Source organism: Actinomadura macra NBRC 14102 (genome assembly GCF_001552215.1).
Classification (GTDB): domain Bacteria; phylum Actinomycetota; class Actinomycetes; order Streptosporangiales; family Streptosporangiaceae; genus Spirillospora; species Spirillospora macra.
Window position 1 is genome coordinate 355556 of record NZ_BCQT01000006.1, and the last position, 21511, is coordinate 377066.

General features: G+C 71.9%; 17 protein-coding genes. 11 read left to right on the top strand and 6 right to left on the bottom strand.

Annotation, left to right across the window (positions count from 1 at the left end):
- Positions 1–69 precede the first annotated feature (69 nt).
- The 5 genes from AMA02S_RS10880 (at position 70) to AMA02S_RS10900 (ending at position 8820) form a co-directional block, all read left to right on the top strand.
- Positions 70–1746 carry a VMAP-C domain-containing protein gene (locus AMA02S_RS10880; RefSeq protein ID WP_067455609.1) on the top strand — a complete coding sequence of 559 codons (1677 nt, stop codon included), beginning with the start codon at positions 70–72 and terminating at the stop codon, positions 1744–1746.
- On the top strand, positions 1747–2712 hold the full coding sequence (locus tag AMA02S_RS10885; protein WP_067455621.1) for an AAA family ATPase: 966 nt from the start codon (positions 1747–1749) through the stop codon (positions 2710–2712).
- Complete coding sequence (locus AMA02S_RS10890) at positions 2702–6916, top strand: SAV_2336 N-terminal domain-related protein (RefSeq protein ID WP_157430506.1); 4215 nt, start codon at positions 2702–2704, stop codon at positions 6914–6916. Before AMA02S_RS10885 ends, AMA02S_RS10890 begins: the two co-directional genes overlap by 11 nt.
- 43 nt (positions 6917–6959) lie before the next feature.
- On the top strand, positions 6960–7532 hold the full coding sequence (locus AMA02S_RS10895) for a TetR/AcrR family transcriptional regulator (protein WP_067455626.1): 573 nt from the start codon (positions 6960–6962) through the stop codon (positions 7530–7532).
- Between the two features lie 79 nt (positions 7533–7611).
- A complete protein-coding gene (locus tag AMA02S_RS10900) occupies positions 7612–8820 on the top strand; it encodes a Cmx/CmrA family chloramphenicol efflux MFS transporter (RefSeq protein WP_067455629.1) in 1209 nt (402 codons plus the stop codon).
- Here AMA02S_RS10900 and AMA02S_RS10905 read toward each other — a convergent pair.
- The 3 genes from AMA02S_RS10905 to rraA all read right to left on the bottom strand — a co-directional run bounded on the left by AMA02S_RS10905 (position 8814) and on the right by rraA (position 12941).
- Positions 8814–10055 carry a hypothetical protein gene (locus AMA02S_RS10905; RefSeq protein ID WP_157430507.1) on the bottom strand — a complete coding sequence of 414 codons (1242 nt, stop codon included), beginning with the start codon at positions 10053–10055 and terminating at the stop codon, positions 8814–8816. The two genes, AMA02S_RS10900 and AMA02S_RS10905, sit on opposite strands and share 7 nt — an antisense overlap.
- 191 nt (positions 10056–10246) lie before the next feature.
- Complete coding sequence (locus tag AMA02S_RS10910; protein ID WP_067455634.1) at positions 10247–12316, bottom strand: M6 family metalloprotease domain-containing protein; 2070 nt, start codon at positions 12314–12316, stop codon at positions 10247–10249.
- 139 nt (positions 12317–12455) lie between these two features.
- On the bottom strand, positions 12456–12941 hold the full coding sequence (gene rraA, locus AMA02S_RS10915; RefSeq protein WP_067455637.1) for a ribonuclease E activity regulator RraA: 486 nt from the start codon (positions 12939–12941) through the stop codon (positions 12456–12458).
- Positions 12942–13055: 114 nt separating this feature from the next.
- On the opposite strand from rraA, the gene AMA02S_RS10920 reads away from it, so the two are divergent.
- Positions 13056–14009, top strand: coding sequence for a protein kinase family protein (locus AMA02S_RS10920; RefSeq protein WP_067455640.1), 954 nt, complete (start codon positions 13056–13058; stop codon positions 14007–14009).
- 42 nt (positions 14010–14051) lie between these two features.
- Here the strand turns inward: AMA02S_RS10920 and AMA02S_RS10925 are convergent, their stop codons facing one another.
- Entirely contained in the window at positions 14052–14507 is a 456-nt protein-coding gene (locus tag AMA02S_RS10925) for an Lrp/AsnC family transcriptional regulator (protein WP_067455644.1), read from the bottom strand.
- Between the two features lie 175 nt (positions 14508–14682).
- Between AMA02S_RS10925 and rocD the strand changes: the two genes are divergently transcribed.
- The 5 genes from rocD (at position 14683) to AMA02S_RS10950 (ending at position 20478) form a co-directional block, all read left to right on the top strand.
- Entirely contained in the window at positions 14683–15876 is a 1194-nt protein-coding gene (rocD, locus tag AMA02S_RS10930) for an ornithine--oxo-acid transaminase (protein WP_067455650.1), read from the top strand.
- A gap of 150 nt (positions 15877–16026) precedes the next feature.
- Positions 16027–17061 carry a glycosyltransferase family 2 protein gene (locus AMA02S_RS10935; RefSeq protein WP_067455652.1) on the top strand — a complete coding sequence of 345 codons (1035 nt, stop codon included), beginning with the start codon at positions 16027–16029 and terminating at the stop codon, positions 17059–17061.
- Between the two features lie 122 nt (positions 17062–17183).
- Positions 17184–18119 carry an LCP family protein gene (locus AMA02S_RS10940; protein WP_169806807.1) on the top strand — a complete coding sequence of 312 codons (936 nt, stop codon included), beginning with the start codon at positions 17184–17186 and terminating at the stop codon, positions 18117–18119.
- 98 nt (positions 18120–18217) lie between these two features.
- Entirely contained in the window at positions 18218–18868 is a 651-nt protein-coding gene (locus AMA02S_RS10945) for a PadR family transcriptional regulator (protein ID WP_067455656.1), read from the top strand.
- A complete protein-coding gene (locus AMA02S_RS10950; protein ID WP_067455658.1) occupies positions 18865–20478 on the top strand; it encodes an MFS transporter in 1614 nt (537 codons plus the stop codon). The genes AMA02S_RS10945 and AMA02S_RS10950 overlap by 4 nt, the downstream gene beginning before the upstream one ends.
- 14 nt (positions 20479–20492) lie before the next feature.
- Here the strand turns inward: AMA02S_RS10950 and AMA02S_RS10955 are convergent, their stop codons facing one another.
- A complete protein-coding gene (locus AMA02S_RS10955; RefSeq protein ID WP_084264975.1) occupies positions 20493–21005 on the bottom strand; it encodes a flavin reductase family protein in 513 nt (170 codons plus the stop codon).
- A gap of 24 nt (positions 21006–21029) precedes the next feature.
- Positions 21030–21500 carry a DUF6113 family protein gene (locus AMA02S_RS10960; protein WP_157430508.1) on the bottom strand — a complete coding sequence of 157 codons (471 nt, stop codon included), beginning with the start codon at positions 21498–21500 and terminating at the stop codon, positions 21030–21032.
- Positions 21501–21511 lie beyond the last annotated feature (11 nt).

Consider the following 21511-nt stretch of genomic DNA (forward strand, 5'->3'; position numbering starts at 1 on the left):
GAGTGAGCGGACTGGGACGGACCTGGGGCACGCCGGGTTCCGGGACCACGGGCGGGGAGTAGCCGCACGGTGGACGACTGGCAGTGGCGCGCCTGGGTCGGCCATCCGGTGGGCCGCAAGCTCGGCGCCGCGTTCCTGGTGACCCCTACCCAGCTGGTGACCTGCGCGCACACCCTCAAGGGCCTGGACGAGGCGCGCGTCGGTTTCCCCGGGCTGCTGGAGGATCTGCGCGCCTCGGTCGTCCACCGCGGGAGCTGGAGCCGGCCGGGCGACCTCGGGGACGTCGCCGTCCTCGAACTGGACGAGCCCGTCCCGTACGGGCCCGCGCGGCTGGCCGACCCGGAGGACCTGCCCGCCCTGACGAGCGGCGGCCGCGCGTTCACCGCCTGCGGGTTCCCGAGCCGCAAGGACGACAGCGAACGCTACGCGGCGGTGACGACGAGCCCGCACCAGCGGATGCGGCGGGAGTGGTGGGAACTGCGGACCCTGCCCGGCCACTGGCTGGAGGAGGGCTTCAGCGGGTCGGCCGTCCACGACGAGGCCACCGGCGAGGTCATCGGCATGGTCACCAACGCCGAGCTCGGCGCCGACCGCCGCACCACCCTCGGCTGGATGCTGCCGATCTCCCGCATCCGGCTGTACTGGGAGGACCTGGACGACCTTCTGCCGCTCGGCTGGCTCACTCCCCCGGCGCGGCACGAGCTGCGGCGGCTGCTGGACGGCGTCCGGTTCACCGACCCGCTGGCCCGTGACCTCGACGACATCACCGGCCGTCCGCTGGTGGAGACACCCCGCTCGGCCTGGGACTCGATACGGCACATCGCCGAGGGCTGGCCGGCGGACCGGCTCGTCCGCTATCTCGGCACGCTCGGACGGCACCTGCCCGAGCCCCGGCGCCACCGCCTCACCGCCTGGACGGCACGCCACCTGCACGCCGCCGACCCGCCGCGCGCGCAACCCGCGCCCGAGCCGGCCTCGGTGATCGTCCGGTTGGAGCGGGTGACGTTCGGCAACGCCTTCGACGTCACCGTGCACACCTGGATCGACGGCGCCGAAGGCCCGTCCCAGCGGACCGAGCGCGTGCCGGAGCGGCGGGTGCGGACCGCGGTCGAGGCGAGCGTGGCCCGGTCCGTGCACGCCGTCGTCGGACGCGACTGGATGATCGAGTTCGCCGTCCCGGAGACCTGGCTCAGCAAGCCGTTCGAGGAGTGGTACGTCGACCGCGACCACAAGATCCCGATGCGCCGGTACCCGGTCGTCGTCCGGGACGTGGAGCGGCTGCGGCCCGACTCGATCCGCCGCGACCAGGCCCGGCAGCGCTGGCGGCTGCTGCACGAGCGCGGGCGCAGCGACCCGCAGCGGATCGGCTGCGACGACACGCGCAAGGGCACCGAGTTCCAGAACTGGCTGGAGGCCAACGACGACTTCTGCGTCCTCGTCTACGGGTGCCGCCCGGTCCGGAGCAGGCTCGCCGCCGCGCTCAACAACGGCGTCCCGGTGATGCTGTGGACGCGCACCGCCTGCGACGCGCCCGACCACCGCACCTGCCGGAACCACCGCCTCCTGGACGACCTGGCCGCCGCGGTCGAGCGCGAGCATCCCGGCGACCTGCCGAGGGTCGCGCTGACGCTCCGCAAGAAGGCCCTCGCCGCACCCCTGGACCAGCCGCACTGCGGGCGCGATCTCACCCTGCTGTGGGACGATCCGTCGCGGCTCCCCGACCCCCCGCTCGCCATGGAGGTATAGGTGCCCGACTGGCTGCTCTACACCGGGAGCCGTCGCCCGCACGACGGCGTCGACCGGCTGCCGCCTCCCCCGCCCTGGCGCGCGTTCGACGGCGGTCCCGTCCTGCCGGTGCCGCCCGGCCCGTCGGGGAACGCCCACCAGGCGACGACGTACCGCCCGTCCGACGACGCCGTCCAGCAGGTCAACGCTGCCCTGTACCTGCGCCGCCCGCTGCTGGTGACGGGCCCGCCCGGCACGGGCAAGTCCACCCTCGCCTACGCGGTCGCCCATGAGCTGGGCCTCGGGCCCGTCCTGCACTGGCCGATCACCAGCCGGACGACGCTCCGCGATGGCCTCTACCAGTACGACCCGCTGACCCGCCTGTACGCGGCCGGCCGCGAGAACGCCCCGACCGACGAGGACATCGGCCGCTACATCCGTCTCGGCCCGCTCGGCACCGCCCTGCTGCCCCACCGCCGTCCCCGCGTCCTGCTGGTCGACGAGATCGACAAGAGCGACATCGACCTGCCCAACGACCTTCTGACGATCTTCGAGAAGGGCGAGTACGAGATCCCCGAGCTGACCCGCCGCGCCGACCCGGCCGCCGAGGTGATGACCGCCGACGGCCCGCGCGTCGCGGTGACCGGCGGCGGCGTCCGCTGCCGCGCGTTCCCGCTCGTGGTGCTGACCAGCAACGGCGAGCGCGAGTTCCCCCCGGCGTTCCTGCGCCGCTGCGTCAGCGTCGAGCTGCGGCAGCCCGCGGGCGAGGCCGAGCTGTCGGCCATCGTCCGCGAGCATCTCGGCCCGCTCGCCGACCAGAGCGACGACCTCGTCCGCCGCTTCTTCGAGCGCTCCTCGTCCGGCACGCTGGCCACGGACCAGCTCCTCAACGCCGTCTACCTGTGCCGCCACGCCGACACCGACGACCGCCGCGCGCTGGCCGACCGCATCATGCCCTACCTGACCGGGCCCATCGATGACGATTGACCGGTTGCGGGACGTGCTCGGCGCCGTCGGGCCGCGTGCGCCGGACGCGCTGGAGATGAGCGAGATGCTGTGGCTGGCGTGCCACATCTCCCCCGCGGCAAGGACACCGGAAGCCGTCCTGCCAGCGCCTGCGCCGCCCACGGTGACACCCGAGGCCCCAGTCCCCCCACCCCCGGCACCGGCCGTCCCGGGACCGATGCCGGCCCCCGAGCCGCGGGCGGGGCTGCACCCGCGTCCCGCCGCCGGGGCCGAACCGGTCGGCACGGCCACCGAGGTCCTCGTCCCGACGGCGCCGATGCTGGCCGATCCGCTGGGCGTGCAGCGCGCACTGCGTCCGCTGAAGCGACGCGTCCCCTCCCGGCACCACCTGGAACTGGACGAGGACGCCACCGCCGCGCGCATCGCCGACACCGGCAACCGGACGCCCGTCCTCGTACCGGCGCCCGAACGGTGGCTGACACTCAGCCTCGTCGTGGACGGCGGCCCCACCATGGCCCTCTGGCGTCCTCTCGCCCGCGAACTGGCCGAGGCGCTCGTCCGGCAGGGCGCGTTCGGCGATGTGCACGTCCGCCACCTGAACGTCGCCGGGCGGATCTCCTCCGCCCCTGAGGCACCGCCCCGGGACCCGGGAACGCTCCTGGACGCGTCCGGTCGCCATGCCGTCCTCGTGCTCAGCGACTGCTCCGGCCCGCACTGGTGGGACGGCAGCGCGGCCCGCGCCGTCCGCCGCTGGGCGCTGGCCGGGCCGACCGCGATCCTCCAGCCGCTCCCCGAACGCCTCTGGCGCCGCACCGCGGCCCCGGCCACGCCCGGTCTCGCCGTCCTGCCGCGCCCCGGCGCCCCCAACACCGACCTGCGCTTCACCCCGTACGACGGCCTGCTCCCCGCGGGCGTCCCCGTCCCGGTGCTGGAGGTCGCTCCGCACTGGTTCGCCGCCTGGGCCCGCCTGGTGTCCGGCGCGGGCCCGCAGCCCGCCGCCGTCACCGCGCTGCCGTCCCGGCCGTCCGGCGCCGTGCCCGTCCACCGCGAGCGGGACCTGCCGATCGCCGAACGCGTCCGCCGCTTCCTTTCCACGGCCTCCCCGACCGCCGCCGAACTCGCCGCGCACGTCGCCGTGTCCGTCCCGTCCCTGCCGGTCATGCGCCTCATCCAGCACCGCGTCCTCGGCGGTTCCGGCCCGGGCCAGCTCGCCGAGGTCCTGCTGAGCGGGCTGCTCCGCCCGGCGGGCGGCGTCCACTACGAGTTCGTCCCGGGCGCCCGCGAGGCCCTCCTCGACACCCTCCCGCGCCCCGAGGCCCAGCACACCCGGCATGTCCTCGAAGCCGTCTCCGCCGAGATCGAGCGCCGCGCGGGGACGGCCGCCGAGACCTTCCGCGCCCTCCTGCCCACCGACGGCGGACCGGTGACGCTCACCGCCGGCACCGACCACTTCGCCCTGGTCACCACCAAGACCCGCGCCGCCCTCACCTCCACCGGCGCCGGCCCCCCGCACCTCCTCGACCTCTACGGCCAGACGGTCGAGGAACTGATCGGCGACGGCTGGGACCGCCCGCCGCACCCCACGCCCATCGGTGTGGACGAGGAGGGCGACACGGTCTGGGTCGACATCCTGCGCGGCGGCACGTCCGCTCCACACGGCCTCATCGTGGACGCCACGCACAGCGGCCGCTACAGGGTCATGGAGACGCTCGTCTTCAGCCTGGCGCTCAACCACTCACCGAACATGGTCAGGCTCGCGTTCATCGACCCCCACGGCCCTCACCCCTACTTCCGGTATCCGCTGGACGAACTGCCCCACGCCACGAACGCCCTGAGTGACCTCTCGGCGCTCCGGAGCGAGCGCGAGCACCGCCGGTCCGTCCTGCGCGAGGCGGGCACCCCCGACTGGGACCACTACCAGGCGGCCGTCGCCGGAGGGCTGGAGCTCGCCCCCCTTCCGGCGCTGGTGGTTTTCGTGGAGGCCAGCGGACGGCTGCCGCGTGTCAGCCGCGAACTGCACGAATTCACCCTCGGTCTCGGCGAGGAGGACACAGAGCTCGGCCTGAGATTCGTCTTCCTGTCCTCCGTCCGGACGGACATGCCGCCTCCGCGGTGGGAGTTCACGTTCCTCAGCGACGGCTACGCGCTGCTCAAGCACGAGGGCGTGAACGAACCGACCCGCTTCCGGCCGGCGCAGAGCCGGTCCGACGACCTCCGCACCCTCCAGCGCATGATGGCGGAGCGCTGGACGCGTGCACGCGAGCTCCCATCCCCGGTCTGCGTCATCGGGTCCGACGCCGGTGGGAACGACGTCACGCTGAACCCGCTCGACCCGTCCGCGAACATCCCGCACGGTCTGGTCGTGGGCGAACCCGCGGCCCGCCAACGCGTGGTGCGGACGATCGTCGAGGCACTCGCGGACGCCTACCCGTCGTCCGAGCTGGAGATCGTCTTCGCCGGCCTGGGCGAACACCCTCTCGGCGAGGGCATCGACCTCCCCCATCACCGGCTCAACTATGAAGAACTTCTCGGACGGCCGGATCGGCTCCGCGAGTTCACCGCCTTCCTGGAGGACGAGCTGAGGTTGCGCTCCCAGGTCCGGACGGTGCGGCTGCTCCTGGTCTTCGATGTCTCACTGACGTTCCCGTCCAGCAGACCGGAGGCGGTCGAGGCGGTCCTCGCGCTGGCGCAACGGGGCGAGCCCCTCGGCATCCACCTGCTTCTCGCCTCCACGACCGTCGAGAAGACCACGATCTGGAGCCGGTTCCTCCCGCTGTTGCGCTGGCGCATCGCCGCGAGCCGCCTGACGCCTGCCGAACACCTACAGGTCGTCGGCCAGGGTGCCCTCGCCTTCCCCGACGACCGCACGGCCTATCTGAGGATCCCGGGGAACGACCCGCGCCGGTTCGAGGTGACCGCGGAGCCCTCCGGAGAGGCGCGGTTCGCGGAGACGCCCGCCGAGGAGCAGGCGCCACCTGCCGAGCGGGCTCCCGGCGACGCGCCGGACGCTCTCGCGCTCACCACCCTGTGGTGGGACGTGGAGAACAACTCCGAACCCGAGTGGGTCAAGAACATCCTCCGCGGCCTGCTGTCAACGGAGGAGGAGATCATCCGGGGGCGGCGTTCGGCGGAACCGCGTCACCTCGTCTTCTACGGACCTCCCGCACCGGAGACGAGGCGGACGGCACAACTCTACGGGCAGATGCTCGCTGACCTCGGGGTCCTGACCCACGGGGCCGTGACCGACCTCTCGTGGCCGGTTCTCACCAGGCCCGGAGCCGGCGACGCGGTGTCGGAGATCGCCGACATCCTCGGGTTGGCGGGTGGCGGAATGCTCCTGATCTACGGTGCCGACGCCATCGCCCCGCCCCTCGTCGATCGGCTGATCCGGCTGATCGAACAGCACGGACACGACACGGTCGTCGTCCTCAGCGGTGAACGCGCCGGGCTGGACGAGCTCCTTTCCTCCGACCCCAGGCTCAATGCGCTCTTCCCCCGCGTCGTCGGCCTCGTCCCACCCCCCGCCGCTCCCGAGCCGGCCGGCCTTCCCGAGACGCTGCACGCGAGCGAGCTCCCGTCCGCCGGTCCACGCATCGCGATCGGAGTCGAGAACCACACCCATCGTCCTGTGCTCCTGGACTTCGATGTCGATCCCCATCTCCTGGTCATCGGCCACAGCGGTGCCGGGCGGGCCAACCTGATCCATCTGATCATCGAAGGGATCCTGGCACGGCGGACCGGGCCACCAGAGGTGTACGTCCTGGACCCCGACCGGTACCTGCGCGGCCTCGCCAACGAGTTCGGGCTCGACTCGCCGGTCCGGCGCGGCGTTCACTACACCTATTTCGCCACCGAGTTCAGAATGTTCCTGGAGCGGTGGCTCCGGCGGAGGCAGGCCAAGGAGAGCTTCTTCGTCTCGATCGACGCCCGGTCACCGGAGGACGACCCGCTCGCCGGCCTCGGCGACCTGGCGCTGCGGAACCTGCATCTCATCGTCGTCCGGCGCCCGACGGTTCCCGGGCGGGAACCCGACCCGGTGGTCACAGCGCTGCACGATTTCGGGGCACCGGCGCTGCTGATGGGACGCGCCCACGGGCAGGAGGCGGAACGCTATGCGGTCCGCCTTCCCGAGGATGCCGCACCGCCCGGCCGGGGCGTCCTGGTCCACCGCGAGACGCAGCGGCTGATCCAGGTCGCGCACGCCGCGCCACGCACGGGCGACTGACCCGTTTTGTATCGACCAGTCCATAACGTGCTACCGTGACGACATGGCAAGGCCGCGGAAGTTCGAGGAGGCGCGGGCCGTGGACGCCGCCATGCGGGCGTTCTGGACGGCCGGGTACGAGGCGACGTCCACGCAGGACCTCTGCGAGGCCACCGGCCTCGGGCGCAGCAGCATCTACAACACCTTCAAGAGCAAGCACGACCTGTTCGAGCGGGCTCTCGACCGCTACACCGACGAGCGGACGGCGGGGCTGCTCGAACTGCTGGACGGCGATCGGCCCGTCCGCGAGAGGCTGCGGACGCTGCTGGAGCAGACCGCCGACACCGAGACCGGCGACCCCGCCGGCTGCCTGGTCGTCAACGCGATCGTGGAGATGGCGCCGCGCGATCCGGAGATCGCCGAGCGGATCTCCAGGGACCAGGCGCGGCGGCTCGCGGCGCTGCGGGCGACGATCGAGTCCGGGATGCGGGCGGGCGAGATCGACGCGGGCAAGGACGCGCTCGCGCTCGCGCATTTCGTCGTCGCGACCGTGAGCGGGATGCGGGTCGCGGCCCGAGGAGGCGCGGACCGGGCGACGCTGTCGGCGATCGCGGAGACGGCGATGAGCGCGATCTGAGGTCCGGCGGGCGGCACCACGCCACTTTTTTTAAGCCACATTTTGAACTGATCCATCCAAAACAAGGAGGCGATGGCCGATGCCACGGGCCGTCTACGTGCTGGGGCTCGCGATCTTCGCGCAGGGCACCTCGGAGCTGATGCTCGCGGGACTGCTGCCGGAGATGGCCGCCGACCTCGGCGTGTCCGTCCCACGGGCCGGGCTGCTGATCTCGGCGTTCGCGATCGGGATGCTCGCGGGCGCGCCCGTCCTCGCCGTGCTGACGCTGCGGTGGCCGCGCCGGCGGTCGCTGCTGGTCTTCCTCGCGCTCTTCGCCCTCACGCATGTCGTCGGCGCGCTGACGCCCGGCTACGGGGTGCTGTTCGCCACCCGGGTCGCGGGCGCGTTCGTGTACGCGGGGTTCTGGGCGGTCGCCGCCGTCGTGGCGGTCGGCCTGGTCCCGGACGGCGCGCGCGGCAAGGCGATGGGGATCGTCGCGGGCGGCCTCACGCTGGCGACCATCGTCGGGCTCCCGGCGGGGACGGTCATCGGCCAGCACCTCGGCTGGCGTGCGGCGTTCTGGACGGTGGCGGCGATGTCGGCCCTCGCGATGGCCGGGGTGGCCGCGACGGTCCCGCCGGGCCGCCCCCAGGGCCGGGTTCCGCGCGTCCGGGACGAGCTGCGAGCCCTGACCCTGCCCCGGGTGTGGCTCACGTACGCGACGACGTCGCTGGCCACGGGGGCGCTGCTCGTCACCTTCAGCTATCTCGGCGCCATGCTCACCGGCACGACCGGCCTCGCGGAACGGTGGGTCCCGGCCGTGCTCGCGCTGTACGGGGTGGGCGCGCTCATCGGCATCGCGATCGGCGGACGGACGGCCGACACGCGCGCCCTCCCCACCCTCTACACCGGGATCGCCGGCCTGGCCGCCGTCTCGGCGGCGCTGGCCCTGACGGCGGGCTCAACGGTGCCGGTGATCGTCCTGGTGTTCCTGCTGGGCACGTTCGGGTTCGCGACCAACCCGACCCTGAACACGCGGGTCTTCACGCTGACGGACGGCGCCCCGACGCTCGCCGCCGCGGGGAACGTCGCGGCGTTCAACGTCGGCATCACGGCCGGCCCCTGGCTCGGCGGACTGGCCCTGGACGCCGGGGCCGGTTACCGCGCCACGGCATGGATCGGCGCCGCCCTGGCCGTCACCGCCCTCGCCCCCGTCGCGCTGGGACAGGTGGCGGGGCGCCGTCCCACGGCCGACGAGGCGGAGGGAGCGGGAGGGCACACCCGACTGCCTGCCGCGGCCGGTCAGTAGCAGGAGCGGGCGGGCAGGCCCCAGAGCGCCCGCTTGTGGGCGTGCTCGGCCACCGTCCAGATCCGGCGCTGTCCGCGGTAGCAGGACAGGTCCTCGGGACCGTGGGAGATCGTCTGCCTCCGAACGCCTCCCCAGTCGTCCCAGCCGCGGTAGGTCGACAGGAGCTGGCCGCGCTGCGTGCCGCGATTGTGCGTGAACCACCAGGAGCCGTGCGTCCGAACCCCACCCTGGATCTTGTTCTCGGGCAGGGCCGCGACCCAGTCGGCGCGGACGCGGTCGCTCCAGCCGGTCAGCTCGCTGAGCGGCCAGGTGACGACGCGGCCTCGCGGCGCCGATGGACGGCAGTACTCGCCGGCGATGAGCACCGGCCGGTAGGTCGTCCGATCGATGGAGAGCCAGGAGGTGCGCAGGGGCCCGGCGCCCCTGCACTTCGGACCGGCGCTGCCCCGGACGTAGTGCCAGCTTCCCGTCTGCGCCATGACGTAGCGGAAGCCGTGCCCGTAGTACTTCTTGCCGTGCAGGCCGATCCAGTCGTTGTTCTTCGTGGACCCCGCCTTGCTGGCGCCGAGGTCGTAGATCTGCCGCATGTCGAACTCGCGCACCCCCCGACGCGTGTCCGCGACGTACAGCTTGTTCCCGTACCAGGCGATCCCCCCGGCGTGGATGTCGATGTCGCCGTACGTCGCGCGCCCGCCCCGCGTCTCCGGCTCGACCAGCAGGACGTGCCGGTACGTGCGCCGGTCGGGGTTGACGAACGTGATCCGGGTGCTGCCCTTGTCGTGCCAGGACACCAGCATCGGCCGGCCGCCGCCGGTCCACCGCTCGCCCGCCACGGCGTCGGAGATTCCCGTCACGCCCTGCGGGACCCACGTGCGGGTGGCGGAGTCCTCGCGGTCCCAGCAGTAGACGAGGGAGTGGGGCGGGACGCCCGCCGCCTTGCCGCAGCCGCCGCCGAGCCTGCGCTGGCCCTGAGCGGTGATCAACGCGTCGACGCCGCTGCGCTGGAGCCTGCCGTCGAGCCCGCGGAGCGGCGCGCTCAGGTCGGGGCCCCGGCGCAGGTCGAGATCGGAGAGCCGGGGAGCGGCGATCGACCCGGCACCGGAGTACGCGCGAGCGGGCTCCGCGCGCAGGACGTCCGGGACTCCGGCGACCAGGGCGGCCACGGGGAATCCGGCCGCCAGGACCACCAGGCCCGGCCGGCGGACGCCGGTCGCTCTCAGCTGCGAGATCATCACGGTTCGCAACGTAGCCCAGGTCATGACCCCTGGACGGCGCCGACATCACCGTGGAAACGCAACGATAGTTTCGCTCGACCATTACGTCGCGCGTGTCAACCCGCCGCGTCGTCCACGCGTCTGCGACGTCGGCCGACGACGAGTCGTCGTCAAGGCACGTCCTTGACGACGACTCGCCGCGAACCGGCAGGTCAGGGAAGGCGGCAGGTGCTGGAGGCGGACTTGGACGGGTCGCTCTCCGAGGTGCCGGTCAGCCGGAGCTCGGCGTTCCGGCGGGCGTTCGGCGACGCCTTGACCCAGACGTCGACCGTCGTGGCGCCCTGCGCCGGAGCGGTGGCCAGTTCGTTCGGGAGCCAGGTCGTCCAGCCCTGGGCGGCCACGTCCGCCTTGAGGCGGAACACGTCGGAGCCGTAGTGGCCGGTCCCGCCCGTGCCCTGGTTGTGCAGCCGCACCGTGCACTTCGTCCAGCCGCCGTCCGACGGGCTCGCCTGGCCGGCGTCCAGCTTCACACCGCGGGTCTGCGAACCCGCACCGTCCAGGGAGCGAATCGCGACCGTGTACGACAGCACGCCCTTGCTGTCACGCTCAAGATTCAGGACGTAGAAGTGCAGCCGGTTCTCCTTGTCGACGTACTCGTACTGGCTGCCGGAGTTCGTGCCCGCGTGGTACAGCGCGTCGGACAGCTGCCGGTAGTCGCCGATCGTCATCTTCTGCGGCGTCCCGTCCGGACGGACGAAGTCCACCTTGTCGATGTCCTGCGGGTTGGCGTCCTTGACCCAGATGAACGGCGCGTTGTCCGCGTTCTTGGTCTTGGCGAGCAGGACGCCGGAGTCGGTGGTGAAGGAGTCGAAGCCCATCCGGTCGACCACCTCGACCGTGTAGTTGTCGTACTTCTGGCCCGCGGCACCGTCGCACATCGGGTCGCTGTTGGGGTTGCAGCCCGGGCTCTTGTCACCGCCCGTGCCGAACTTCAGGTTGATGCCCGCCAGCTCGTTGCGGCCCGGCGCGGCGGAGCGCGCCGCGATCTTCGCGACGAGCGTGCCGTCCTTCGGGAGCGTGCCGCGGTCGAGTTGGAGCACCTTGCTCGTGTCCACGATGCCGAGCTTGAGCTTGTTGCGCAGCATGTGCTGCGCGCCCATCGAGGCGCCGCCCGTCGCCGGGATCGTCCAGCGAGTGTGCGGGCCGCCAGGGCCGTTGAAGGTGCCGCGGCTCAGCATCTCCCACACCCCGCTGTAGTCCCGGCGCGCCGGGACGCTGTACGGGTTGTTGTAGTTGTCGCCGATGCCCAGGATGTGGCTGAACTCGTGGGCGAAGACGCCCATGCCCGAGCTCTCGGCCTGGATGGAGCTGCCGGAGACGGCGTCCGGCCAGAGGGTGGAGCCCGCCTGCCAGGACGTCCAGGGCACGTACCGGGTCTTCACCCAGTTGGGCAGCCTGGAGTCGCCGGAACCCCAGGGCGCGGTCACGTCCTGCTGGTTGGTGAACTTCATCTGGCCGAACTCCTGCCAGGTGGACGATTCGTCCTGCCCGGCACTGAGGTAGAAGACGAAGTCGTACTTCTTGGCCTCCGCCTCACCGACGGCGGCGACCCAGGCGGCCCGCGCGTCCCGGCGGAGGTCGCGCTGGCAGGTGTCGCCGCTGGGGCAGCCCGAACCGCCCTGCATACCGTCCACGCCGTACTCGTGGTCCTTGGCGGGCATCTTGTACGCGCCGAATCCGGTGAGGTCCACCCCGTACCGGCCGCCGGAGTCCTCCATCCAATATTCGTGGATTGTGTGACCGTTATTCAGTTTCCCGGGCTTGTTCAGGAAGTCCTGGTAGAACTTGGCGACCTCGGCGCGCGGCACGTCGCCGGTCACGGTGGGGTTGCCGAAAATCGTGGAGTTCTTTGGCTGTGTCACCACGAACGGCTGGTTGGAGTAGTCGACCAGGACGAGCGCGCCCTTGAAGTTCTTGACCGACCCCTTGCGGGACGGGTCGGACCAGTTCGTGTCGGGGATCGGCTTGTAGTCGTCCCACGTCATCGTGTCAGGGAGCTCGTAGTTCTGGGGGTCGATCGGACGCGGCGCGTCCTTCGGGAGCACCCGTGCCTGCTGGCTGCGCTGCCAGGGCTGCGTCTGCGGCCAGTGCCGCATCTGCCACGGGTTCGCTGTGGGTTTGGGAATCGGAGGTCTCGCCTGCGCGGCGGCCGGGCTGACCGCGAGTCCCGCGACCAGCGTCATTGCCGCCGCGGGCACCAACAGAGTCTTCTTGGCGCGCATGTCTCCCCTGTCTCAGTCGTTGCCCGAGAACGTAGAGACAAGGCGTTCTGCCGTTCAACGGCCGACTTATACGAGCTTGGGCGGATTGTGCTGGCATGTACCGCCCAGACGGGGAGAATCACCCCATTTCCGGGCGTCTTTAGGCCACGTTCCGACCAGCGACGACGATGCCGTCCTCGTCGCTGTAGAGCCACTCGCCAGGCCGGAACTCCACACCTCCGAACGAAACCGGGACGTCCACCTCCCCGGCCCCGTCCTTGGCGCTCTTGCGCGGGTTCGAGCCGAGCGCCTTCACACCGAGGTCCATCGTGCGCAGCGCCGCCACGTCCCGGACCACGCCGTGGATCACGACACCGGCCCAGCCGTGCGCCACCGCCGAGGCCGCGATCATGTCGCCCAGCAGCGCGGACGCCAGCGACCCCGCACCGTCCACGACCAGGACGCGACCGTCGCCGGAGGTGGTGAGCAACCGTTTGACGAGCCCGTTGTCGCGGAGGCAGCGCACGGTGGAGACCGGCCCGGCGAACGAGACGCGCCCCCCGTACTGCCGGAACTGCGTCTCGCAGCTGCGCAGCTCGTCCCCGAAGTCGTCGATGAGGTCAGCGGTGGCGAAGTCCATGGGCATGCAGCCTACGATCCGGTAACACGAAGCGGACGGGCACCCCGCGCACCGCCCGGACGTTAGGCTGCTTTACAAGATCCCGACCCAAGGGCTCGCCTGTCTCCCAGGAGGCCGCCCATGCAGTCCCCCGCCGCCCCGCCCGCGTACGAACCGCTCCGACCGGGCGATCCCGCGCTGATCGGCGGATACCGCGTGCTCGCCCGGCTCCGCGGGGGCACCCCCCGGACGTACCTGGCCACGACGCAGAGCGGGCGGCGGCTCGCGATCACGCGCCTGCCGTCGCAGCTCGCGGACGACCCTGGCCTGCGGAGCCGCTTCAAGGCGCGGATCTCCGCCGCGCGGCTGGTCCAGGGGCCCTACCTCGCCGCGGTGTTCGACGGACACGCCGACGAGACCGGCGCCTGGGCCGCGCTCGACTACGCGCCCGGTCCCACGCTGGAGCGAGCGGTGGCCGAGACCGGCCCGCTGACCGTGCAGGCGGTGCGGACGCTCATCGGCGCGCTCGCCGAGGCGATCCTGACCGTCCACGATGCCGGTCTCGCTCACGGCGACCTCGCGGCGCACACCGTGCACCTGTGCGAGGACGGACCGCGCGTCTCCGCACTCGGGTGGAGCGCGGTGGGAACCGAGCCCGTCCCGTCTGGTGACGTGCCGCTTCTCGGGGGCATCGCCCACTTCGCGGCGACCGGCCGGAGCCCTTTCCGCGGGGGGACGACCGACCTGACCGGGTGCCCTGACGAGCTGCGCGAGTTCGTCGGACGCTGCCTGGCGGGAGATCCGGACGATCAGCCCGGACTCCGCACCCTCCTCGCCGGGGTTGCGGAGGAGCCGCCCGCGCCGGGGTGGCTGCCGCCCGACATCGCCGCGCTCCTGCCCGCCTACCGGGCCGAACCGCCGAGCCGGGTCGTTCCACGAGGACCAGGCGAGCGGCGGCGTCCCGTCATCCTCCCCCCGACCGCGCCGCCGCCCTGGTTCGGCCCGGTGCAGGGAACGCCCGGCCGGCAGGGAGCCGCGGGACCGCGTCCGGTGGCGCCCGCCACCCGGCCGGACACGCGGCGTCCGTCACGCTGACATCCGGCGCGCTGACATCCGGCCCCCGCCGGGCGGGTGGCGTCAACCTGACGGCGCGTCGATGGGGCGGCCGATCAGGCGCGACAGCACGATCGCCGTCTTCGTCGCGGTGATGTTGTCCTCGCGCCGCAGCCGTTCGAGGGCCTGTTCGAGATGCTGGATGTCGCGGGCCCGCACGTGCACGAGGGCGCTGGCGTCACCGCTGATCGTGTACGCGGCGACGACCTCGGGGTGACCGCGGACGCTGGAGTAGATCTGCTCCGGGGACGTCGCGCCGGTGCAGAAGATCTCGATGAACGCCTCGGTCGTCCAGCCGAGCGCGGCGGGGTCCACCACCGCGGCGAAGCCGTTGATCACACCGTCCGAGCGGAGTCGGTCGACGCGCCGCTTGACCGCCGGGGCCGACAGCCCGACCCTGTCACCGATCTGCGCGTACGAGGCGCGGCCGTCCTCCAGGAGCCGCGCAACGATTCGACGGTCCAAGTCGTCAAGACGCAACAAATAACACCCCCCAAGTCGGCTTTCGTCATTGGTCGCCGGTTGATGCCGAACATACGCTGGGAAGCGGACCGGCGGCCACCCCGTTCCGGTTTCCTCCCCCTCGGCACCGGGCCGACGTCCGGTGTCCCAGCGATGCCCGGCCGGCGGCCGGGCCGAGCCGCGAAGGAGCGTCGTGACGCTGACCGACCAGCTGCGGGTGTTGTCCGAGGAGCACAGCGCGCACAACTACCACCCCCTTCCGATCGTGGTCGCCGATGCCGAGGGCGCGTGGCTGACCGATGTCGAGGGGCGCCGCTACCTGGACATGCTGGCCGCCTACTCCGCCGTCAACTTCGGGCACCGCAACCCCCGCCTCACCGAGGCCGCCCGGCGTCAACTCGACCGGGTGACGCTGGTCAGCCGGGCGTTCGACCACGACCAGTTCGGGCCGTTCGTCACCGAGCTCGCCGAGCTGTGCGGCAAGGACATGGTGCTGCCGATGAACAGCGGCGCCGAGGCCGTGGAGTCGGCGCTGAAGACCGCCCGCAAATGGGGATACGAGGTCCGCGGCGTCCCGGCCGACCAGGCGAACATCATCACCTTCGAGGGCAACTTCCACGGCCGGACGACCACGATCATCAGCTTCTCCACCGACCCGGACGCCAAGGACTCCTACGGCCCGTACACGCCGGGTTTCCGGACCGTCCCCTACGGTGACGTGGACGCGCTCAAAGCCGCCATGGACGGCTCCACCGTCGGCGTGCTGATCGAGCCGATCCAGGGCGAGGCAGGGGTGAACGTCCCGCCGAGCGGGTTCCTGCGGGCGGTGCGGGAACTGTGCACGGCCAACGGCTCCCTCATGATCGCGGACGAGATCCAGTCGGGGCTCGGCCGCACCGGCACCACGTTCGCGGTCGAGCACGAGGATGTCGTCCCCGACGTCTACATTCTCGGCAAGGCGCTCGGCGGCGGCATCATGCCGGTCTCCGCGGTCGTCGCCGACCGCGACATCCTCGGGGTGTTCAAGCCGGGCCAGCACGGCTCGACGTTCGGCGGCAACCCGCTGGCCTGCGCGATCGGTCGCGAGGTCGTCGCGATGCTGCGCACCGGCGAGTTCCAGGAACGTTCCCGGACGCTGGGCGCGCACATGCACGAGCGGCTCGGCGCGCTGCCCGGCGGAACGGTCCGCGAGGTGCGCGGGCGCGGGCTGTGGGCGGGCGTGGAGCTGACCGGCAAGGCACGCCCGGTCAGCGAGCGGCTGATGGAGCTCGGCGTGCTCGCCAAGGAGACGCACGAGACCACGATCCGGCTGGCACCGCCCCTGGTCATCAGCCGCGAAGACCTCGACTGGGCGCTGGACCGGTTGGAGATCGCCCTCGCCGGCTGACGCGTCCGCCCCGCCAGCAGGGACCCCTTCGGCAGGGACGCCGCCGGCCAATGACGCCCGGCGGCGTCCCCATATATCGCCATCAAACGGTGCGACACACTCGTTCCGGACTCAGCGGGTTCGCGCGGTCCAGCTCCGAGAATGTGTCGTATGTCACCCGAAACCACCGGGCCGCGGATCGCGGTGGTCATCACCACGATCGGCAGGCCCCGGCTGCTGGACCGCCTGCTGCTCTCGCTGGCCGGCCAGACCCGTCCCCCCGACGAGGTCGTGGTCGTCGACCAGGGCGACGAGCCCGGCACGGCGGCGGTCGTCGAGCGCCGTTCCGACCGGCTCGCGATCCGCCGCATCACCTCCCCACGCGGCGCGTCCGCGGGCCGCAATGCCGGCCTCGCCGCTCTCGGCCTCCTCCCCGCGCCCGCTGGCCACCGGCCCACCACGGCGGCACCCTCTGACGGTCCGCTCCAGACATCGAGCGGGAGCGGACCGGCCTCCACTGCCCTGCTGTCCCCCCCGGCGGAGATCGTGGCCTTTCCCGATGACGACACCTGGTACCCGCCGGACGCCTTGGCCCGGGCGGCACGCGCCCTCGCCGACGGCCCCGACGTCGTCTCCGGCAGGCTGCTCGCCAGCGACGGTGACCGGGCCCAATGGCGGTTCGCCGACGAGCCGCGCCCCATCGACGCCCGCACGGTCTGGTCACACGCGCGCATCGAGACCTGCTTCTTCCAAGCGCCGGTCCTGCGCACGACCGGCGGCTTCGACGAGGACCTCGGGGTCGGCTGCGGCACTCCCTGGCAATCGGGTGCGGAGACCGAACTCCTCCTGCGTGCGCTGAAGCGAGGACGGACGCTCACCTACGACCCGGACATCCGCGTGTACGAACACGACCCGGACGAGCCGCATGCTTCCGACCCCGTCCACCGGGCGAAGGCCAGGCACACGGCGCGCGGTGCCGGGCACGTCTACCGGCGGCACTATGGCGCCGCCACGTGCGCCAAGATCGTGGCTCGCCCCCTGGGCGCCGCCGTTCTGAGCCTGGCACGGGGCCGCATCCCGGACGCCCGCAGGCACCTGCACAAGGCCATCGGACGCGTCGAGGGCATGACCGGCATCCTGTTCAGGGCTCCGGGGCCGGTCGCCCCCCAGCCGAGAGGTTCCGCCCAAGGTGGCGGTTCTGCGTAAGCGGTCAACGGCAAACCCGGGGTTCGTCAAAGACTCGCCGCCGCCCTGCCTGGCGCGCCCTTCGGGAAAGCACGTGCGGGCAGGCTGAACGGATGTTGGAGAGCGGGAGAAGGCGCCGGGTCATGATCGGCTGCGGCGGGCTGGTGCTGGGCGTCCTGCTACTGCTGGGCGGCGGCGCCTACCTGCTGCAACGCGCCTACGACGGGCAGGTCAGGCGTATCGCGGGCGCGCTGCCCGGCACGGCGGGGCGACCGGCGTCGGGACGCGGCGAGAACTGGCTGCTGATCGGCTCCGACCGGCGCGCCGACCAGCCCTCGATGGGCGCCCGCGCGGACACGATCATGCTCGTCCACCTGTCCGGACGCGGCGACCGGGTGTCGGTGATCGCGATCCCCCGGGACGGCTGGGTCGCCGTCCCCGGACACGGCACCACGAAGATCAACGCCGCGTTCGCCTACGGTGGCCCCCCGCTGCTGATCCGGACGATCGAGCAGCTCACCGGCGTGCGCGTCGATCACTACGCGGCGTTGGACTTCGGCGGCTTCGTGAAGATGACGGACGCACTCGGCGGCGTGGACGTGACCGTGACCAAACGCACACACGATCCGATGCACGACCGCACCTGGCCCGCCGGGCACCAGCACCTGAACGGCGTGGAGGCGCTGGACTTCGTCCGGCAACGCTGGAACCTGCCCGCCGGCGACCTCGACCGCATCAAGCGCCAGCAGGCGTTCCTGCACGCCCTCGCCGACAAGGCCATGGACACCCGCAACCCGATCAAGCTCGACCGGTTCGTCCGCGCGACGACCCGCTCGGTGACCGTGGACGACTCGGTCTCGTCCGGCACGCTGCGCGGCCTCGCCGGGCGGTTGGCACAGATCTCGCTGATGGAGTATCTCACCGCCCCGGTCGACAAGCCCGCCATGAAGGACGGGCAGAGCGTGGTCCTCCTGGACGCCGGACGGCTACAGCAGCTGTTCACCGCCGTCCGTGACGACCGGATCGGCGACTACGTGGCCCGCAACGGGGCGGCCAACGCGGTGGAGACCGTCCGCTGACCTGTCCAAACATGTCGGACATCTAGGCGATGTTCTAACAGCGGTCTGAATGGATTAGTCTAAGTGGACTAATCGACGTCGACTAAGAGGCCGCTGTCATGTCCCGACCCCTCACGCCGCTCGCGCTGGCCGTCCTGCGCATGCTGTGCGACGGGCCCATGCACCCGTACGAGATGCAGCAACGCATCCGCGACCACGCCTACGACATCGCCGTAAAGATCACCCACGGCTCGCTCTACCACTCGGTGGAGCGGCTCGCGGCGGCCGGGCTCATCGAGCCGCTGGAGACGAGCCGTGAGGGCCGCCGGCCCGAGCGCACCGTCTACGCGGTCACGAGCGCCGGACGAGACGCCGCCCACGACCGGCTCGCCGAGCTGCTCGCCAAGCCCGTCGAGGAGTTCCCGCTGCTCGGTGCGGGTCTGGCCTTCCTCAACCTGCTGCCCGAGGCAGAGGTCGCCCGGCAGCTGCGGACCCGGGCGATCTTCCTGGAGGCGCAGCTCGCCGGGAACCGGACCGCCCACGAGTCACTCCGCAAACAGGGCGTGGAACGCTACAAGCTGATCGACCACGAATGGACGCTCGCGCGGGCGCGCGCCGAGCTGGACTTCGTCCGGAGCCTGGCCGACGACCTGGAGTCCGGGCTGCTCGCCTGGAAGGACGACGAGCACGGGCGTGCACACCACTCCCATGAGCACGGCACTGACCTGCACAGCACTGACCTGCACGGCACTGGCAAGGGGACCTCATGAGTAGATGGCGCGGAAACCCGTGGGCGATCCTGCTCACCCTCTCCCTCGGGTTCTTCATGACGTTGCTGGACCTGACGATCGTGAACATCGCGATCCCCAGCATGATCGACAAGTTGGACGCCTCGCTCGACGAGGTGCTGTGGGTCGTCAACGCCTACATCCTGGTGCTGGCGGTGCTGCTGATCACCGCCGGCCGGCTCGGCGACCTGTGGGGCAAGAAGAACCTGTTCATCGGCGGCGTGGCCCTGTTCACGCTGGCCAGCCTGGCATGCGGGATCTCCCAGGACCCGACGCAGCTCATCGCCGCGCGTGCCGTCCAGGGGCTCGGCGCCGCGCTGCTGATGCCGCAGACCATGTCGATCATCATCGGCGTGTTCCCGGCGGAGCGCCGCGGCGCCGCCCTCGGCGTCTGGGGCGCGGTGGCGGGCCTGTCCACCATCGCGGGCCCCACGGTCGGCGGCCTGCTCGTCACCACCCTCGACTGGCGGTGGATCTTCTTCGTGAACCTGCCGATCGGCATCCTGGTGCTGGTGATGGCCGTGCCGATCCTGCCCGGCCACACCCCGACCGTCCGGCACCGCTTCGACGTCCTCGGCGTGCTGCTGGCCTCGGCCGCGCTGTTCTGCCTGACGTTCGCCCTCACCGAGGGCCAGAAGTACGACTGGGACGAGGGCATCTGGGGGCTCATCGCCGCCGGCGTCGCGCTGTTCGTCATCTTCGGCGTCCACCAGCGCACCCAGCAGAAGGGCGAGCCGCTGGTGCCGTTCTCGCTGTTCAGGGACCGCAACTTCACGATCCTGAACCTGGTCGGCGCGGCGGTCTCGATCGGCATGATCGGGCTGATGCTGCCGATGACCATCTACATGCAGTCGGTGCTCGGCTACAGCGCCCTCAAGGCCGGTCTCGTCATGGCGCCGGCCTCGGCGGTGTCGATGTTCCTCGCACCCGTGGCCGGCAAGCTGTCGGACCGCATCGGCGGCAAGTTCATCCTGATGACCGGCCTCACCCTCTACGGCCTCGGCATGCTGTGGCTCATCGCCATCACCGGCGTCGGGACGGACTGGACCGCGTTCATGGCCCCCTTCGCCGTCTGCGGCCTCGGCATCGGCGGCGTGTTCGCCCCGATGGCCACCGAGGCGACCCGCAACGTCCCGGCGCACCTCGCGGGCGCCGCGTCCGGCGTCAACAACACGATCCGGCAGGTCGGCTCGGTGCTCGGCAGCGCGGCCGTCGGCGCCGTCCTGCAGAACCAGCTCGCGTCCTCGCTGAAGGACGAGGCGACCACCCGCTCGGCGGCCCTCCCGCCGAACGTGCGGGGCGGCTTCGTCGACGGCTTCGCCGGCGCCGCCAAGGGCGGCCTGGAGGTCGGCGCGGGCCAGACCGGCGCCCAGCAGCACCTCCCGCCCGGCGTTCCCCCGAACGTGGCGCACCGCGTCCAGGAGCTGGCCGGCCAGGTCTTCTCCCACGGCTTCGTCCACGCGATGAAGCCGACGATGGCGCTCCCCCTGGCCATCATCCTCATGGCCGCCGCCGCCTGCCTGGGCGTCAAGGGCTACCGCTCCGACACCCGCAGCAACTCCCAGCCAGAACCCGCCCCACTACCCGGCTGAGGCCCAGCCAGGCCCTACAGAGATCTGTATTCGCCCTTGTAGTAGATGAGGGGGGCGGCGTGGGGGGCGGGGGTTTCCAGAGCGAGGACCTCGCCCACCACGATGCTGTGGTCGCCGCCGTCGTGGACGGCGTGGGTGCGGCACTCCAGGGTGGCGATGGCGCCGGTGAAGGTGGCGGCGCCCGTGGCGGGGCCGCGGGTGTGGGGCCAGCCCTGGAGTTGCCCGTCCAGCGCGCGGCCGCGGGTGGCGAACCATTCGGAGGCGTCCCGCATGTCGTCGGGGAGGATGGAGACCGCCCAGCGGCCTGTGTCCAAGACCACATCGTGGAAACGCGCGACCTTCTCCGCGCAGAACAGGACGAGCAGCGGCTCCAGCGACACCGAGGTGAAGGCGTTGACCGTCATCGCGTGGTCTTCGCCGTCCACGACGGTCGTGACGATGGCCACACCGGTCGCGAATCTGCCGGCCACCTCCCGGAACAGCGCGGGGTCGATGTCGGGGCGGGCGGAGAGGGGGTCACTGGTCACAACGCGCTCACTCTACCCGCGCGCCTACCCGCGGGTACGCGCCGCCCTCCCCAGCAGCCATTGGCCGGGCGGCCCGGTCGCGGGGACGCGCACCACTCCGAGGACGGCGGCGACCATGCCCCCGATGATGTACACGTAGCCGGCGAGCGTCGCCTGCACGACGAGGTCGCCTTCGGGCCGCTGCATCGACATGACGAACACCACGATGCCCCAGACGACCGCGGGGATCGTCGCGCCGAGCCGTCCGCCCATGCCCCAGCCGGAGAGCCGCACCATCGCGAACACCAGCGCGACGAGGACGATCGCCACCGCGGGGACCCCGCCGGGCGTCCAGTCCTGCGCGAAGGAGCCGAGCAGGCCGACGACGCCGCCAAGGAGACCGAGCGCCGCGTAGGCGGCGCCGGACACGAACGCGTCCACGGTGCCCTCGCCGGCGCCGGGGGCGTCCTCGGCCGCGCCGGGCGGCGGCACCGGTGCCTCGTCGTCCTCTTCCACGGACGCCAGCG

Bases quoted from the DNA above. Each gene is read 5' to 3' on its own strand.
- AMA02S_RS10900 (WP_067455629.1), top strand. From the start codon at position 7,612: ATGCCACGGGCCGTCTACGTGCTGGGGCTCGCGATCTTCGCGCAGGGC.
- AMA02S_RS10950 (WP_067455658.1), top strand. From the start codon at position 18,865: ATGAGTAGATGGCGCGGAAACCCGTGGGCGATCCTGCTCACCCTCTCC.
- AMA02S_RS10910 (WP_067455634.1), bottom strand. From the start codon at position 12,316: ATGCGCGCCAAGAAGACTCTGTTGGTGCCCGCGGCGGCAATGACGCTG.
- AMA02S_RS10935 (WP_067455652.1), top strand. From the start codon at position 16,027: ATGTCACCCGAAACCACCGGGCCGCGGATCGCGGTGGTCATCACCACG.
- AMA02S_RS10945 (WP_067455656.1), top strand. From the start codon at position 18,218: ATGTCCCGACCCCTCACGCCGCTCGCGCTGGCCGTCCTGCGCATGCTG.
- AMA02S_RS10940 (WP_169806807.1), top strand. From the start codon at position 17,184: ATGATCGGCTGCGGCGGGCTGGTGCTGGGCGTCCTGCTACTGCTGGGC.
- AMA02S_RS10920 (WP_067455640.1), top strand. From the start codon at position 13,056: ATGCAGTCCCCCGCCGCCCCGCCCGCGTACGAACCGCTCCGACCGGGC.
- AMA02S_RS10890 (WP_157430506.1), top strand. From the start codon at position 2,702: ATGACGATTGACCGGTTGCGGGACGTGCTCGGCGCCGTCGGGCCGCGT.
- rraA (WP_067455637.1), bottom strand. From the start codon at position 12,941: ATGCCCATGGACTTCGCCACCGCTGACCTCATCGACGACTTCGGGGAC.
- AMA02S_RS10895 (WP_067455626.1), top strand. From the start codon at position 6,960: ATGGCAAGGCCGCGGAAGTTCGAGGAGGCGCGGGCCGTGGACGCCGCC.